The organism is Arthrobacter sp. PAMC25284, assembly GCF_019443425.1.
Lineage (GTDB): Bacteria > Actinomycetota > Actinomycetes > Actinomycetales > Micrococcaceae > Arthrobacter > Arthrobacter oryzae_A.
On sequence record NZ_CP080382.1, the window covers coordinates 438,499 to 453,974 of the forward strand.

16 protein-coding genes and 1 pseudogene are annotated in these 15,476 nt (G+C 63.3%); 7 read left to right on the forward strand and 10 right to left on the reverse strand.

Annotated features, from left to right (window positions below; genetic code table 11):
* Positions 1 to 161 precede the first annotated feature (161 nt).
* The 4 genes and pseudogenes from KY499_RS02040 to KY499_RS02055 all read left to right on the forward strand — a co-directional run bounded on the left by KY499_RS02040 (position 162) and on the right by KY499_RS02055 (position 3,771).
* Positions 162 to 551 carry an iron-sulfur cluster assembly accessory protein gene (locus KY499_RS02040; protein ID WP_123254205.1) on the forward strand — a complete coding sequence of 130 codons (390 nt, stop codon included), beginning with the start codon at positions 162 to 164 and terminating at the stop codon, positions 549 to 551.
* 207 nt (positions 552 to 758) lie between these two features.
* Positions 759 to 1,631 carry a cytochrome c oxidase subunit II gene (gene coxB, locus KY499_RS02045; RefSeq protein WP_123254204.1) on the forward strand — a complete coding sequence of 291 codons (873 nt, stop codon included), beginning with the start codon at positions 759 to 761 and terminating at the stop codon, positions 1,629 to 1,631.
* A 10-nt stretch (positions 1,632 to 1,641) separates the two neighbouring features.
* Positions 1,642 to 3,373, forward strand: a pseudogene (gene ctaD, locus KY499_RS02050) (cytochrome c oxidase subunit I).
* Positions 3,370 to 3,771, forward strand: coding sequence for a cytochrome c oxidase subunit 4 (locus KY499_RS02055; protein ID WP_123254202.1), 402 nt, complete (start codon positions 3,370 to 3,372; stop codon positions 3,769 to 3,771). Before ctaD ends, KY499_RS02055 begins: the two are co-directional and overlap by 4 nt.
* A 144-nt stretch (positions 3,772 to 3,915) precedes the next feature.
* Here the strand turns inward: KY499_RS02055 and KY499_RS02060 are convergent, their stop codons facing one another.
* The gene (locus tag KY499_RS02060) at positions 3,916 to 4,221 is read right to left on the reverse strand and encodes an HPr family phosphocarrier protein (protein ID WP_123254201.1); all 306 of its coding nucleotides are present in this window, start codon (positions 4,219 to 4,221) and stop codon (positions 3,916 to 3,918) included.
* Positions 4,222 to 4,423: 202 nt separating this feature from the next.
* Between KY499_RS02060 and KY499_RS02065 the strand changes: the two genes are divergently transcribed.
* A complete protein-coding gene (locus tag KY499_RS02065; RefSeq protein ID WP_123254248.1) occupies positions 4,424 to 5,191 on the forward strand; it encodes a GntR family transcriptional regulator in 768 nt (255 codons plus the stop codon).
* 152 nt (positions 5,192 to 5,343) lie between these two features.
* On the opposite strand, the gene KY499_RS02070 is transcribed toward KY499_RS02065, so the two are convergent.
* The 4 genes from KY499_RS02070 to KY499_RS02085 all read right to left on the reverse strand — a co-directional run bounded on the left by KY499_RS02070 (position 5,344) and on the right by KY499_RS02085 (position 9,599).
* Positions 5,344 to 7,017, reverse strand: a complete 1,674-nt coding sequence (locus KY499_RS02070; RefSeq protein WP_219886121.1) for a cytochrome bc complex cytochrome b subunit — start codon at positions 7,015 to 7,017, stop codon at positions 5,344 to 5,346.
* The gene (locus tag KY499_RS02075) at positions 6,995 to 8,065 is read right to left on the reverse strand and encodes a ubiquinol-cytochrome c reductase iron-sulfur subunit (protein WP_123254199.1); all 1,071 of its coding nucleotides are present in this window, start codon (positions 8,063 to 8,065) and stop codon (positions 6,995 to 6,997) included. Before KY499_RS02075 ends, KY499_RS02070 begins: the two co-directional genes overlap by 23 nt.
* Before the next feature lie 100 nt (positions 8,066 to 8,165).
* Positions 8,166 to 8,954 carry a c-type cytochrome gene (locus KY499_RS02080; protein WP_123254198.1) on the reverse strand — a complete coding sequence of 263 codons (789 nt, stop codon included), beginning with the start codon at positions 8,952 to 8,954 and terminating at the stop codon, positions 8,166 to 8,168.
* An 87-nt stretch (positions 8,955 to 9,041) separates the two neighbouring features.
* On the reverse strand, positions 9,042 to 9,599 hold the full coding sequence (locus tag KY499_RS02085; protein WP_258190898.1) for a heme-copper oxidase subunit III: 558 nt from the start codon (positions 9,597 to 9,599) through the stop codon (positions 9,042 to 9,044).
* 229 nt (positions 9,600 to 9,828) lie between these two features.
* Between KY499_RS02085 and trpD the strand changes: the two genes are divergently transcribed.
* Positions 9,829 to 10,887, forward strand: coding sequence for an anthranilate phosphoribosyltransferase (trpD, locus tag KY499_RS02090; RefSeq protein WP_219886122.1), 1,059 nt, complete (start codon positions 9,829 to 9,831; stop codon positions 10,885 to 10,887).
* Positions 10,888 to 10,974: 87 nt separating this feature from the next.
* On the opposite strand, the gene KY499_RS02095 is transcribed toward trpD, so the two are convergent.
* A complete protein-coding gene (locus KY499_RS02095; protein ID WP_123254195.1) occupies positions 10,975 to 11,256 on the reverse strand; it encodes an Lrp/AsnC family transcriptional regulator in 282 nt (93 codons plus the stop codon).
* A gap of 48 nt (positions 11,257 to 11,304) precedes the next feature.
* Positions 11,305 to 11,727: a DUF3054 domain-containing protein gene (locus KY499_RS02100; protein ID WP_123254194.1), complete on the reverse strand. Its 423-nt coding sequence runs from the start codon at positions 11,725 to 11,727 to the stop codon at positions 11,305 to 11,307.
* Between the two features lie 145 nt (positions 11,728 to 11,872).
* On the opposite strand from KY499_RS02100, the gene KY499_RS02105 reads away from it, so the two are divergent.
* Positions 11,873 to 12,427 carry an isochorismatase family protein gene (locus tag KY499_RS02105; protein WP_219886123.1) on the forward strand — a complete coding sequence of 185 codons (555 nt, stop codon included), beginning with the start codon at positions 11,873 to 11,875 and terminating at the stop codon, positions 12,425 to 12,427.
* A gap of 249 nt (positions 12,428 to 12,676) precedes the next feature.
* On the opposite strand, the gene KY499_RS02110 is transcribed toward KY499_RS02105, so the two are convergent.
* The 3 genes from KY499_RS02110 to galK form a co-directional block, all read right to left on the reverse strand.
* Positions 12,677 to 12,892 carry a hypothetical protein gene (locus tag KY499_RS02110; protein ID WP_219886124.1) on the reverse strand — a complete coding sequence of 72 codons (216 nt, stop codon included), beginning with the start codon at positions 12,890 to 12,892 and terminating at the stop codon, positions 12,677 to 12,679.
* Between the two features lie 237 nt (positions 12,893 to 13,129).
* Entirely contained in the window at positions 13,130 to 14,263 is a 1,134-nt protein-coding gene (gene galE, locus KY499_RS02115) for a UDP-glucose 4-epimerase GalE (RefSeq protein ID WP_219886125.1), read from the reverse strand.
* Positions 14,264 to 14,312: 49 nt separating this feature from the next.
* Entirely contained in the window at positions 14,313 to 15,470 is a 1,158-nt protein-coding gene (galK, locus tag KY499_RS02120) for a galactokinase (protein ID WP_219886893.1), read from the reverse strand.
* Between the last annotated feature and the right edge of the window lie 6 nt (positions 15,471 to 15,476).

Here is a 15,476-nt window from a genome sequence, read left to right on the forward strand (position 1 = left end):
GCGCCGGTGGCAGGGGGAACATCCTGCCGGTTCCGGCGGTTACGTCAAGAGTTAGAGCTGCACGTCGGATCGACGTAGCATGTAGCTATAGCCCATACCGATTAAGTAGGGGCGGGCATCGTGCAAGCGGAGCCGCCACCACCGTTGCAAGAAGGTAGGCCATGAGCACTACAACCAATGAAAACAGCACCGACAGCACTGCTGCCGCGGACACGGAACTGGCTACCCACGAGGTTCAGCTGACCGATGTAGCAGCCGGCAAGGTCCGGAGCCTCCTCGAGCAGGAAGGCCGCACCGACCTGCGCCTTCGCGTTGCCGTGCAGCCGGGCGGCTGCTCCGGCCTGATCTACCAGCTCTACTTTGACGAGCGGCTCCTGGACGGAGACGCCGTCCGTGATTACGACGGCGTTGAAGTGGTCGTCGACAAGATGAGCGTTCCGTACCTTAGCGGCGCCAGCATCGACTTCGAGGACACGATCTCAAAGCAGGGCTTCACCATCGACAACCCCAACGCCGGCGGTTCGTGCGCCTGCGGTGATTCCTTCCACTAAGGCCGGGCATTTGCCCGGCCTTAGTGCCGGCCGGCGCCGTTACGGCGCCGGCCGCCGGGACTGTTGAAAAGACTCCCGACGCACGGTGCCAGCATGTGGGCGAAAGCTACCGGAGAGCGGTAAGCTCTACACCGAGTAGTAAAACTTTTAGTGTGCCCTGGCCGCCATTGACGGCTGGGCGACAGCAACAAGTAGGAAGGGCCGTCTGTGAGTTCGCAGAACCGAACCGGCAGCCGACGCAAACAGATCACTACGATCACTGGCTTGGCACTTGCCGGCGCGTTGGTATTGACCGGATGTTCACCAGAGGTACAGCGAGGGTGGCTGCCCACTGATCGTGGCACCACCAGCAACACTGGCCGCATCATGGACCTCTGGGTCAACTCATGGATTGCTGCTCTTGTTGTCGGCATCATCACTTGGGGCCTGTTGATCTGGTGCATCGTCGCTTACCGCCGGCGCAAGGGCACCGTAGGGTTCCCGCGGCAGAACAGCTTCAACCTGCCCCTTGAGGTCTTCTACCTCACCATCCCGCTGTTTATGGTCCTGGTGTTCTTCTACTTTACCGACCGTGACCAGCAAGCGATCGATGACCGCTCCCAGCCGGCCGACGTCGTTGTCGACGTCCGCGGCAAACAGTGGTCATGGGACTTCAACTACAAAAAGGGCGACGTCGTCACTGACGATGTCTACGAGGCCGGCGTTCAGGCCAACCTCACCGGCGAGGCCATCGACTTGGAGAAGCTGCCGACCTTGTACCTGCCGGTCAACAAGTCCGTGGAGCTTGAGCTGAATGCCCGCGACGTTATCCACTCCTTCTGGGTGCCGGCGTTCCTGCAGAAGCGGGACATGATCCCGGGCAAGACCAACTACATCAGGCTGACCCCCACCAAAGAGGGAACCTACGACGGCAAGTGCGCCGAACTCTGCGGCGAGTACCACTCCGAGATGCTTTTCCGCGTCAAGGTAGTCTCCGAGGCCGAGTTCGCCGCGCACCTGGCCGATCTCCGGCAGGCCGGCAACACCGGCTCACTGGGCGAAGAGTACGACCGCAACCCGGCCCCGGCCGAAACAAAGTAAGGGGAGCGACGTGGCAACTTACACCCAATCCGCATCCGCCGGGACCCTTGAGGCTCCCGTAGTACCCCGGTCCAAGGGACGTATCGTCGTCAACTGGATCACCTCGACCGACCACAAAACGATCGGGTACATGTACCTGATCGCGTCGTTTGTGTTCTTCTGCTTCGGCGGCATCATGGCGCTGCTTATCCGTGCCGAACTCTTCGAGCCGGGCATGCAGATCCTGCAGACCAAGGAGCAGTACAACCAGCTGTTCACCATGCACGGCACGGTGATGCTGCTGATGTTCGCGACCCCGCTGTTTGCCGGCTTCGCCAACGTCATTATGCCGCTGCAGATCGGTGCCCCCGATGTGGCGTTCCCGCGCCTGAACGCGCTGGCGTTCTGGTTCTTCCTGTTCGGTTCCACGATTGCGGTCTCGGGCTTCATCACCCCGCAGGGTGCGGCGTCCTTTGGCTGGTTCGCGTACGCGCCGCTGTCCAACACGACCTTCAGCCCCGGCGTGGGCGGTGACCTCTGGGTCTTCGGCCTGGCGCTCTCCGGCTTCGGCACCATCCTCGGTGCGGTCAACTTCATCACCACGATCATCTGCATGCGCGCCCCGGGCATGACCATGTGGCGCATGCCGATCTTCACCTGGAACGTCCTGGTGACGGCAATCCTGGTCCTGATGGCGTTCCCGCCGCTCGCGGCGGCACTGTTCGCCCTCGGCGCGGACCGTAAGTTCGGAGCGCACATCTTTGATCCGGAGAACGGCGGTGCCGTCCTCTGGCAGCACCTGTTCTGGTTCTTCGGCCACCCCGAGGTGTACATCATCGCGCTGCCGTTCTTCGGCATCGTTTCGGAGATCTTCCCGGTGTTCAGCCGTAAGCCGATCTTCGGGTACAAGGGACTGGTCTACGCCACGATCTCCATTGCCGCCCTGTCCGTCACCGTGTGGGCCCCACCACATGTACGTCACCGGTTCGGTCCTGCTGCCCTTCTTCTCCTTTATGACGATGCTGATCGCGGTTCCGACAGGGGTGAAGTTCTTCAACTGGATCGGCACCATGTGGCGCGGTTCCATCACGTTCGAGACCCCCATGCTGTGGAGCATCGGCTTCCTGGCGACGTTCCTCTTCGGTGGCCTGACCGGCATCATCCTGGCTTCCCCGCCCCTGGACTTCCATGTCTCTGACTCGTACTTCGTGGTGGCGCACTTCCACTACGTGGTCTTCGGCACCGTGGTGTTCGCCATGTTCGCCGGCTTCTACTTCTGGTGGCCAAAGTGGACCGGCAAGATGCTCAACGAGCGCCTCGGCAAGATCCACTTCTGGTTGCTTTTCCTCGGCTTCCACGGCACGTTCCTGATCCAGCACTGGCTTGGTGTCGAGGGCATGCCGCGCCGCTACGCGGATTACCTGCCGCAGGATAACTTCACCTGGATGAACCAGTTCTCCACCATCGCCTCCTTCGTCCTGGGCGCGTCACTGATCCCGTTCTTCTGGAACGTCTACATCACCTGGCGCAGCAACGAAAAGGTCGAAGTGGATGACCCCTGGGGCTTCGGCGCCTCGCTTGAGTGGGCAACATCCTGCCCGCCGCCGCGGCACAACTTCACCTCCTTGCCCCGCATCCGCTCCGAGCGACCCGCCCTGGACCTGCACCACCCGGAGCTCGCTCAGTCATACACCGTCGACACTTCCGACTCCCCGGCCGCAGCTGTGCTGGGTAACGCCGACCAGAAGGACACCGCCCAGTGATAGTCGAATCCCGCATTTTCGGTCTCGGTGTCTTTTTCTTCGTCCCGGTCTCCGTGATCTACGGGTTCCTGACGAACTGGAGCGAATGGGTCGGTATCCTCGGCATCCTCCTGGTAGGCGGCCTCGCCGGCATGATCGGTGCGTACCTGGGCTTCACCGGCAAGCGTGTCGGCATGCGCCCCGAGGACCGTAACGACGCCGAGATCCATGAAGGCGCCGGTGAGCAGGGCCACTTCAGCCCGTGGAGCTGGTGGCCGCTGGTGCTGGGCCTCGCCTGTGCCGCAGGATTCCTGGGCCTGGCTGTCGGAGTGTGGATCCTCTACATCGGCGGCCTGCTCGCGGTCGTTGCCCTCGTGGGCTGGGTCTACGAGTACAGCCGCGGAGATCACGCGCACTAGAGTCCGCCGGAACTACGGTTCCCGGACCACAGCACTTACGACGGCGGGCCCCACCAAACGGTGGGGCCCGCCGTCGTTCGCGTTACAAGAGGAACGAGTGCCTCATTGCAGGGTGAGGCGGCAAGGTCAACAGTCGGAGCCCTGCTATCTTCTTGCCCGCGGTGCCTGCGTTGTTTCCAGCAGGACCCCAAGGCTCTCAAGGCTCCGTTCGACGTCGGCCCGACTCCAGCCCGAGGGAAGGGGACTCCCGGACACGGACAGTTCCACTTCGCAGTCACGCTGGAAATCCGCAGTCATGACCTCCAGCAGAGACCGGGCGTCGGCGCCCGCCTCTCCGGTCCTGGCAATAGTGATCGGCAGACCAGTCGCCTTGACGGCGCGGACAAATTCCGCAGCCGGCCGGGCGTGCAGGCCGATGGGTGAGCGGACGACTGATTTCCGCACTGGCATGTGTGCTCCTCTGTTCCTGGAGTGTTTCGGGTAATTCAGTGGCTGCTTCCTCAGGAAAAGAGCCTCTCCAAGGCTAGCCGTGGGGACATCGTGGAGCGATCTGCCACGCCATATTGGTCTAGACCTGTGCCGTGGATGTCTTATCCTTGACCTATGACTGGATACCGTGGGCCATACTGTGTCTTCACGTAACACTGCCCTCATGGCAGGCGAGATTGACCGGAAGAGCGGCACCGCGATCTATATCCAGCTCCGGGAGATACTCCGGGCCCATATAGTGAAGTCATGTCCTCCGGGTGCCGCGCTTCCCTCGGAACGCGACTTGGCGGAAAGGTTCGGGCTCGCCAGAATGACCGTGCGGCAGGCTATTGATGCACTTGTGGGGGAGGAGGTCATCGAGCGCGTAGTGGGCCTTGGGACGTTCGTGCGGAAACCCAAACTGGACCTGCAGGTGAAACTGACCTCCTACAGCGAAGAGATGCAGCGCCGTGGCATGGTGCCGGCGGCCAAGGTATTGAGCTTTGAACAAATCGGTGCCAGCGCGCTGCTGGCGCGCGAACTCCAGCTCGAGGAGGGTACACCGGTCGTTCGCTTCCGCCGGCTCCTGCTGGCTGACAGTGAGCCCATGAGCGTGGATGAGAACTTCATTCCGGCCCACCGGGTTCCCGGTCTTTTGGACGGCGAGCCGCCGACCTCGCTCTATAACGTCCTGAGCGAACGCTTTGGTCTTGTGATGGAGTGGGGCGAAGACATGATAGAGGCCACCGCCGCCTCACCGTCAACTGCACGGTTGCTCAATGTCGAGGTCGGATCGCCGTTGTTGAAGATCCAGCGGCACGCGTTTGTGGCCAGGGCAATGGTCGACTATTCGGTGTCCTACTACCGCGCCGACCGCTATAAGCTGTGGGTCCCGCTGCAGCGACCTGGCGTGCGGCCGACCCGCAACTACACCTCGGGCTACCGGCCGTAGCTCCGAAAGCACAACCAATGCGGGGTCACTGGATGCCCGTCCCCGAAAGGCTTATGCGCGGGTAGTGACGCCGCGTTGTTTTCAGCCGGCAGACAGGAAGGCCCGGCCCCCGTGCGGGGACCGGGCCTTCCGTGATTCGGAGCTGCGAATGCCTAGTGGCTGAGCGTCTTCTGCGACTCTGAAGATTCGACAGCGGCGTGTCCGTGGCCATGTGCGGCCTCGAGCTCAGCCGGGGTTGCCGGGGCGACCCGGTCCTCAAAGAACCAGCGCGAGAGCAGCGCGCGGCGCTTTTCCTTGCTGTCCACGACGCCGTTTTCATTCGGTTCCGCGGGGAGCGGAGCCGGGGATTCAAACCCGACCAGCTTGTAGCGCTTGTACTCATCCAGCGGGGCGTGGACCTCGATGAACTCGCCGTGCGGCAGGCGCACGATTCGTCCGGTTTCGCGGCCGTGCAGGGCGATCTCGCGGTCCTTGCGCTGGAGGGCCAGGGCAATGCGTTTCGTGACCACGAAAGCGATGACCGGTCCGACGAAGAACAGGGCCCGGAGCCAGTACGTCACGTCGTTCAGCGAAACACTGAAGTGTGTGGCGATGAGGTCGGAGCTAGCCGCGGCCCACATCACGCAGTAGAACGTGAAGCCTGCCATGCCGATGGCGGTACGGGTCGGGGCGTTCCGCGGGCGGTCCAACACGTGGTGTTCGCGGTTGTCCTTGGTGATCCAGCGTTCGATCCACGGGTAGGTGAACAGGACAGTGAAGACCAGGCCGGCCGGAACCAGCGCCGGAAGCAGGACGTTGAAAGCGAAGACGTGATCGAACCACACCTGCTCGACATGCCAGTTTCCAAAGGTGCCCGGCATGAGGCGCAGGGCGCCGTCCACCCAGCCGATGTACCAGTCAGGCTGGGTGCCTGCCGAGACGGGGGAGGGGTCGTAGGGGCCGTAATTCCAGATCGGGTTGATCGTGAAGAACGCTGCCATGAGGGCGATGACGCCGAAGACGATGAAGAAGAAGCCGCCGGCCTTGGCTGCGTAGACCGGTCCCAGCGGATAGCCGACGACGTTTCCGTCGTTGCGTCCCGGGCCGGGGTACTGGGTGTGCTTGTGGACGACCACCATGAAGAGGTGCATCACGATCATGAGCAGAATCAGCGCCGGGACCAACAGGATGTGGAGCATGTACAGGCGGCCGATAATCATGGTGCCGGGGAACTCTCCGCCGAAGAGGTAGAACGAGATCCAGGTGCCAACGACAGGGATGGACTTAACGACGCCGTCGATGATGCGCAGGCCGTTTCCGGAGAGCAGGTCATCGGGGAGGGAGTAGCCGGTGAAGCCGGCAGCCATCGAGAGGATGAGCAGGACGCCGCCCACTACCCAGTTAAGTTCGCGCGGTTTGCGGAAGGCTCCGGTGAAGAACACGCGGAGCATGTGCACGGATACGGAGGCGACGAACAGCAGCGCCGACCAGTGGTGGACCTGGCGCATAAACAGACCGCCACGGATGTCAAAGGAGATATCCAGGGAAGTGCTGTACGCGACTGACATTTCGACGTTCTGCAGCGGCGTATAAGAGCCATCGTAGTGCGTCTCCGCCATCGACGGATCGAAGAAGAACGTCAGGAAGGTGCCGGACATCAGCAGGATGACGAAGGAATACAGCGCCACTTCACCGAACATAAAGGACCAGTGGTCCGGGAAGACCTTCCGGCCGAATTCACGCAGCATCCCGGACCCGCCGACGCGCTGGTCCACGAAGTCCGTAATGCGCCCGCCCTTAGTCGCGGCGACGAAGGCGGGGGTTTCAGCTGTTGACGTTGCGCTCATGTACAGCACGCTCCCAGTAACTCGGTCCAACAGGTTCGTGGAAGTCGCTTGTGGCGACGAGATAGCCCTCGGCATCGACCGCGATCGGAAGCTGCGGGAGTGGCCGGCTGGCCGGGCCGAAGATGACCTTGCATTCCTGGGTCAGGTCAAAGGTCGATTGGTGGCACGGGCACAGCAGGTGGTGTGTCTGCTGCTCGTACAGGGCAACAGGGCAACCGACGTGGGTGCAGATCTTGGAATAGGCGACGATGCCGTTGTAGCCCCAGTCCTCGCGCCCGGCGGAGGGGTTGAGCTTTTCCGGGTTCAGGCGCATGAGCAGGACAACGGCTTTGGCCTTCTCGTTGAGCTTGCCCTCTTGCAGTTCGTTCAGCCCCTCGGGGATGACGTGGAATGCAGAGCCGATCGTAACGTCCGCTGCCTTGATGGGGGTGCCATCGGGGTCGCGGGTCAGCCGCTTGAGCTTGCCGTTCTCCGGTGCCCACATGGTGTGCGCGAGCTTGTCGTCAGGACGGGGGCCGAGGTCACCGAAGATGGCCAGTGCCGGCAGGGGAGCGAGTGCGACGGCGCCCAGCAGAGTGTTGCGGATGAGTGGCCGGCGTTTGATGCCGGTCTCTTCCACGATGTCGTCGACGATACGGACCGCAGCCAGCCGGTCCTCCTCGGTGCGGATGGCATGGCGTTCTTCTGAAACTTCGTGGTCCGGCATCAGGGCTTTGGCCCAGTGCACGATTCCGGTACCGATGCCGAGCATCGCAAATGCAGTGCCAAGGCCCAGCAGCATATTCTGCAGGCGGATATCGGCGATTGTGCCGTCCGCGCCCAGGTCGATGGCGAAGTACGCCACCAGGAATAACAGGGTGCCAACAACAGAGCTCCCGAAGAGGAGGGCCACCTGCCGTTCTGCTCGCTTGGCGGCCTTCGGGTCCGTGTCAGCCAGGCGCAAACGATGCGGGGGAATTCCAGGATCCTGGAACTTCTCCACCTCATTCTGACCAGCCCTAGCTACGGTGCCCGAGTGGCTCGGACTGCCGTCACTATGGTTGCCCATGATTCGCCTCATCCTTCTCTCGTCTCGACGTGTGCCGAGTTAGTTTTCAATTCAAACTGCTGAGCGGTCAGCAGAAAATTATGACAGGTGCAGGGTCCGCTTAGGACGTCCGGGACGTCAGCCAGATCGTGAACGCGATAATGACGCCCAGACCGGCAATCCATACGAAGAGACCTTCGGAGACCGGACCCAAGGCACCAAGATCGGCTCCGCCGGGAGAACCGTTGGCTTCAATCTGCTTCAGGAACGTGATGATGTCGCGTTTGCCCTCGGGGGTGATGTTCGCATCGCTGAAGACGGGCATGTTCTGCGGCCCTGTCACCATGGCCTCGTAGATGTGCGTTCCTGATACGCCGGCCAGGCCCGGTGCAAACTTGCCCCGGGTCAGTGCGCCTCCCGCGGCGGCAGCGTTGTGGCACATGGCGCAGTTGGTGCGGAAAAGTTCGCCGCCCTTGGCCGAATCACCTTGTTCGTCAAGGAGGCCCGCTTCCGGGATGGACGGGCCGGGGCCGAGGGTGGCAACGTAGGCTGCGAGCTGCCGGGTCTGTTCTTCGTTGAACTGGGCAGGCTTCTGCATGGCCTGCGGGCCGTTCATCTGCATGGGCATACGACCGGTACCGACCTGGAAGTCAACGGCGGCTGCACCAACGCCGACCAGCGAAGGCCCGGCCGTTGATCCGCTTGCACCCATGCCGTGGCAGGTGGCGCAGTTGGCGGCAAACAACTTGCCGCCCTCCTCTACGTCGCTTGCACTGAAGCTTGTGGTGTCGGCCTTGGCCTGATTGACGGTGGTGGTGACGGCGTACAGCCCACCAGTGACCAAGAGGCCCAGCAACAGCAATGCAATGGCTGCCAGTGGGTGACGTCGCTTTTGCGAGAGTGCCTTCACGTGGTGGTTCCTTTATTCGATCCTGCGTGGGCTCCGGGAGCCGATTCTTGAAATTCTACCTCTTGTAGAAAGAGTGTCTAGTCCTGGTTATTTGAGGACGTAGATGACCAGGAAGAGGCCGATCCACACAACGTCCACGAAGTGCCAGTAGTACGAGGTGACAATCGCCGACGTTGCCTCGAAGTGGCCGAATTTCTTCGCAGCGAAGGAGCGTCCGATGATCAGCAGGAAGGCGATCAGTCCGCCGATGACGTGCAGGCCGTGGAAGCCGGTGGTCATGTAGAAAGCGGAGCCGTAGGCGTTGCTCGAGAGCGAAACGTGCTCGGAAACGAGCATGGCGTACTCGGTGGTCTGGCCGGCGACGAAGATCGCCCCCATGATGAACGTCAGGATGAACCATCCGTTCATGCCCCAGCGGGTGAAGCTGAGTCGGCCTCCGCTCCGTCGCGGCTGAAGCCGCTCAGCGGCGAAGACGCCCATTTGGCAAGTAAAGGAACTGGCCACGAGGATGATGGTGTTTACGAGCGCGAACGGGAAGTTGAGCTTGGCTGTCTCTTCGGCCCACATCTGTCCGGAGGTCGAACGGAGTGTGAAGTACATGGCGAAGAGACCGGCGAAGAACATCAACTCACTGGACAGCCACACTACGGTTCCTACAGAAACCATGTTTGGGCGGTTCAGCGTCGGGTGCGCCGGGGTACTGGGGGCATGGGTCGCAGATGTCACATAGACATTATGTCTGTAAAAGTCCGTCCTGCCCAACACGAACCGCGTTTCGCGGGGACTTTTTCTACAAAGACGCGAATTCGCGCGGCAAAGTTCTTTGACTCGTTCACATTGGTCATTGCAGGGGGCCGCTCGATAGCATCGGGAGGTGACTTCTCCGGCATCTGCACAGACGGCAGGCAACACCTGGCCCCGGCTCATCAACGCCCTTATCAACGGCACGGACCTTTCCGCGGGCGATACAGAGTGGGCCATGAACTCCATCATGTCCGGCGAGGCCAGCCCGGTGCAGGTGGGTGGCTTCCTTGTGGCACTGCGGTCCAAGGGGGAGACCGTGGATGAACTGGTGGGTCTGGTTGACGCGATGCTCGCTCACGCCAACCCAATCGACGTTGCCGGTGAAAAGCTTGACATCGTCGGCACGGGCGGTGACCAGCAGAACACGGTCAATATCTCGACCATGGCCGCACTGATCGCCGCCGGTGCAGGCGCCAGGGTCGTCAAGCACGGAAACCGGGCCTCTTCTTCGGCTTCTGGTTCTGCCGACGTCCTTGAAGTCCTCGGTGTTCGGTTGGACCTGCCCATCCCCCGCGTGGCTCTCAACGCGGAGGAGGCCGGAATTACGTTCTGCTTCGCGCAGGCGTTCCACCCTTCGATGCGTCACGCCGCCGTCGCCCGTCGTGAGCTGGGCGTGCCGACAGCATTCAACTTTCTCGGTCCGATGACCAATCCTGCGCACGTCCAGGCGTCCGCGGTGGGGGTTGCCAACGAGAGGATGGCTCCGCTGGTGGCGGGCGTGCTGGCCCGGCGCGGGGGCCGCGGCCTCGTCTTCCGCGGCCATGACGGCCTCGACGAACTCACAACAACCGGTCCGTCCAAAGTCTGGGAAATCCGGAACGGCCATGTCACTGAGTCGATGTTCGACCCACGGATGCTCGGCATCCGCAAAGCGACCCTCGAGGACCTGCGGGGCGGCGACGCCGCAGCGAATGCCGCCGTCGTCCGTGCTGTCCTGGCCGGCGCTCCGGGGCCGGCGGCCGACGCCGCGCTGTTGAATGCGGCGGCGGGACTGGTGGCCTTTGATCTCGACGCTGTGGGTCCCTTCGAGGAGCGGATGGCAGCGGCCTTCAAGCGGGCGGAAGAGTCTGTGTCCTCCGGTGCGGCGGCAGAAGTGCTGGACAGATGGGTTTCGCTGTCCCGCGACTAGGAGCGGATTCCGGCGCAAAGTTCGAGCAGATCCCGCCGGATTAGCGGCGGGGCGCGACACGGACAGCCGCGGCTGATGACGTGTGCGCTACTGGTCGAAGCCGAGCGCGAAGGCCGCGTCGAGGTCGTGCTGCGAATAAGCCCGGAAAGCGATTTGCGTGGTGGTGTGCACAACCCCGCGGACTTTCGAGAGTTTGTCCGCGATGGCGTCGGCCAGGTCCTCGTGCTTGGCAACCCGTGCAATCGCGATGAGGTCCCATTCTCCAGTGACGGAGTACACCTCGCTGATGCCCGGAATTTCGGAGATTTCCTCCGCCGTCTCCGGAATCCGGGAAGCGTCTGTCTTGATCAGGACGAAAGCGGTAACCACGTGTGAACCTTTCCGGATCTGTTGCGCCGTTGCTGCCAGCCTAGTACATCAGACCCGCCGACGCCGTGCCCGGAACCGGGTACGGCCGGCCGCTGCAAGCCGCCATCCGAGCAGGAGGAATCCGAGGCTGAGCAGCGCAACGATCACGAACGGCAGGACAACCGTCTGCCCCGCTGCGGCGCGCAGGAGCATTCCGATGGCCACCGTGCCAAGCCACACGGCGACGCCGGCCGGCCAGAGGGAGAAGGAGTTGCGCCACACCCGAACGGCGAGCCAGGACACGGCGGCCCCTGCCAGGAACGGCCACGCTGTCGCGAAGATACCGGTGATGATGTCGCCGCGCGCATGCGCGTCCCTGCCGATGCCGGCGAACAGCAGGATCATGAGGGCGTCAGAGACTCCGGCAAACGCGGTGTTCCGCGCTGCCGGTTTTCCGGTCGTGGACAGGGCCGGGTCAGTGGGCGAAGGCATGCTCCAAGCCTAGTCGGGCTGCAGCGAGACCGATCCCCGACGACGTTCCAGTGGCGGGTAGGTGGGTGGAAGCGTAGCGGTCCGACCCGGATCCGCCTAGCATGGTGGACGATTCAGGAGCCCGCCCAACAGACAGGAGTTCGTCATGACAACCTTGTCAGGCCGGCCCAATACTGCCCTGGTGGTGGTCGACGTCCAGACAGGCGTCGTGGAACGAGCCCACCAACGCGGCGCGGTGGTCGCCAACATCGGCACCCTCGTTGCCCGGGCCCGTCAAGAGGGGGTGCCGATCGTCTGGGTCCAGCACTCCGATGAAGAGCTCGCGCGGGGGAGTGATGCCTGGGAGTACGTCCCCGAGCTGAGGAGGCAAGAGCAGGAAGCCCTGGTCCACAAGAGCTTCGGCGACTCGTTCGAAGGCACCGCGTTGGAGGACGTGCTGGCCGCGGCCGGCGTCGGGCGTCTTGTTGTGACGGGAGCGCAGACGGATGCCTGCATCCGGTCCACGATCCACGGCGCCTTTGCCCGCGGCTACGACGTGACCCTGGTCAGTGATGCACACACTACGGAGGACCAGAGCGCGTGGGGGGCTCCGCCGCCGGACCAGGTCATCGCGCACACCAACCTCTATTGGCGCTACCAGACCGCGCCCGGCCGGACCGCCGGCGTCACGGAAACCAAGGACGTGGCGTTCAGCGGCTGAACCGTAGGGCGCCGCCAGTGGCAGCGGGCAGCCTCATAGGCAAAGCCGGTCAAGGGTCTCCTGAAGGGCTGAGGCCATCTGGCCGTGGGAGGACACTGGCGGCGCCCAAGACCCTGTGGAGCGGAGAGTCGTAATGATCCGGGACCCGGGGCCGCCTCCAGTTCACGACCGCAAGGCCGGGAATGGCGACGAGGGCGTGTATCAGTAATCTGTTCACAGCGGGCCGTAGCCAACGCGTTGGGGTTCCCTTCAGTCCCGGTGCTCGCGGGTCTGCCCGTAGGGGACATCGCGGCTGACGGTGACGGTGTATGTCGTGAAGTTGTGTTGGGTGACGAGGATGCCGTGGCCGCATTCCTTCATGGCGTGTCGGCGGGCGATGTCGACGGCGGTGTTCAGATCGGTTTCGATGGTGTCCGGGTCGTTGGCGGTGATTTCCAGGACAACATCAGAGTGGTGCTTGATCATCGTGGTCTCTTTTCTCAGTGGGAGAAGCCGGTTCTCGGTGGGCACAGGCTTCCAGGACGGGCAGGACCCGTGAGGTTGAAAGCGGTGATTCGAGCGGGATTTGCCCGACATTCTCTGATGGGGCGATGGCCGGCCGGAGTATCCAGAGGGTTGGATCGGCGGAAGTATTCTTCCTGCGGATCTGTAGCCAGTCTGAACGGTCGGCGGCCCGAGCGCAACACCCGGCCCCAAATCAATTCATGAGTCCCCCAAAGGGAAACGCAGGATCATGCCCGCGTCCGGGTTGCGCTGAGGAGCGAACCCGCCGCGCACGCCTTCCGCAACACCGCCACTGCGGACGAAGCCGGCCGGTTCCTGCCAGCCGGCGTACCCCAGCGGGTTGTTCTTCTGCCAGCGCCAGTGATCCTCGCACATCTCATCCACGGTCTTTGTGGTGGACCAGCTGAGGTCAGCCAGGGCCGAAGAAGCATCGGCCCAGAACGCGGGAAGGTCGCCGGTGCGGCGCGCCGTGATTTCACGGGGGAGTGGCCGGCCGGTGGCTTTCTCGAAGGAGCGCAGCATTTCCAGCACCGACGTTCCGTGCCCGGAGCCGAGGTTCCAGCGGAAGACGCCCGCCCGCGGCGCAATGTGGTCCAGGGCGGCGACGTGCCCAGCGGCGAGGTCAACAACGTGGATAAAGTCGCGCAGGCACGTGCCGTCCGGAGTGTCGTAGTCGCCGCCAAAAATCATCAGCTTCTCACGCCGGCCCACCGCGACCTGGGCGATGAAGGGGACCAGGTTGTTTGGGATGCCCTGCGGGTCTTCGCCGATCCGGCCCGACGGGTGGGCACCTACCGGGTTGAAGTACCGCAGCAGCGCGATGTGCCAGCGGGGGTCGGCTGCGCCCAGATCGGACAGGATGTCCTCGACATGTTCCTTGGTCCGGCCATAGGGGTTGTTGGCGCCGATCTCCATTTTCTCAACGTAGGGGACCGGGTTGTGTTCTCCGTAGACGGTGGCCGAGGAACTGAAGACGAGCGAGCGGACGCCGTGCCGGTCCATGACCCGGAGCAGGTTCAGGGTCCCGACGACGTTGTTGTGGTAGTACCGCAACGGTTCCCGGACGGATTCGCCGACGGCCTTGAGTCCGGCGAAATGGACGACGGCGTCGATGGACAGTTCCACGAAGACGGCATCTAAGGCGGCCTCGTCCAGCAGATCCACGCGGTGGAATGTCACCGCAGTGCCGCTGAGTTCGGCAACCCGGCGCAGGGACTCCTCGCTGGAGTTCACCAGATTGTCGATGACCACCACATTATGGCCGGACTCCTGCAGGGCCAGAACGGTGTGCGTACCGATGTAGCCGGTGCCGCCGGTAACCAAAATTCTCATAGTGCGATTCCTCAAAAGTACGTCGGTGGGTGCAGAAGCCGGGCGTCGCCTAGCTGAGGCGCACGGCGCCGGCAGCCGGGGTGACGGTGAAGATCCCGGGAGCGACGAAGCCGGCGTCGGCAAAAGCCCGGGTGACGGCGTCGCGGACCTGCTGCTCGTCCCCGACCGGAGTCAGTGCAATCGCCGAACCGCCAAAACCGCCGCCGGTCATCCGGGCACCGATCGCTCCGCTGGCCCGGGCGGTGTCCACGGCGAGGTCGAGTTCCGGGCAGGAGATCTCAAAATCGTCGCGCATGGAGACATGGCTCGCGTCCAGCAGTGCGCCGATGTGTGCCGGACCGCCGGCGTTGAGGGTCTCCACGGTCTGCAGAACGCGCTCGTTTTCGGTGACCACGTGGCGGACCCGGCGGAAGGTCGTGGCGTCCAGCAGTTCCGCGGCACGATCGAGGTCCGCGGTCCCGACGTCGCGCAAAGACGACGCGCCCATGATTTCGGCGCCCCGCTCGCACGCGGCACGGCGGGAGGCATAGCCGCCGTCGGCGTGCGAATGTTCGACCTTGGTGTCAATGACCAGCAGGACGAGCCCGGCCTCCCGAGCCTGGAACGGGACAAGGCGCACGGACTGGTCCCGGCAGTCAAGGAAGACCGCATGGCCTTGGGAACCGCGCAGCGAGGCGGACTGATCCATGATGCCGGTCGGCGCGCCGACGTAATCGTTTTCCGCACGCTGGGTGAGCAGGACCATTTCTTCGGCCGTGAGTCCGGCTTCCGTGAGGTCATTGAGCGCCGTGATGACGGCGCATTCAATGGCATGGGAGGAGGAGAGCCCGGCGCCGAGCGGCACGTCCGAGTCGAGCAGGAGATCGAATCCCGGTACGTCGATTCCCTGCTGCTGCAGGGCCCAGACCACGCCCAGCGGGTATTTGGTCCAGTCTGAGGCGGCCCCGGGAGCCAGGGTGCGGGTATCGGCCTCAATGACGCCCTGGTTACCGAAGGTGGAAAGCAGCCGGACCATGGTGTCATTACGGCGTCGGACAACGGTCTTGGCGGTCTTATCAATGGCGAACGGCAGCACGAAACCTTCGTTGTAGTCCGTGTGCTCGCCAATCAGGTTGACCCGGCCCGGGGCCTGCCAGATGCCGTCCGGGCTGGCCCCGAAGGCGGCTTCGAAGCGTTCGATGAGACGTGACGGCTGCGCGCCGGTCATGGTGGT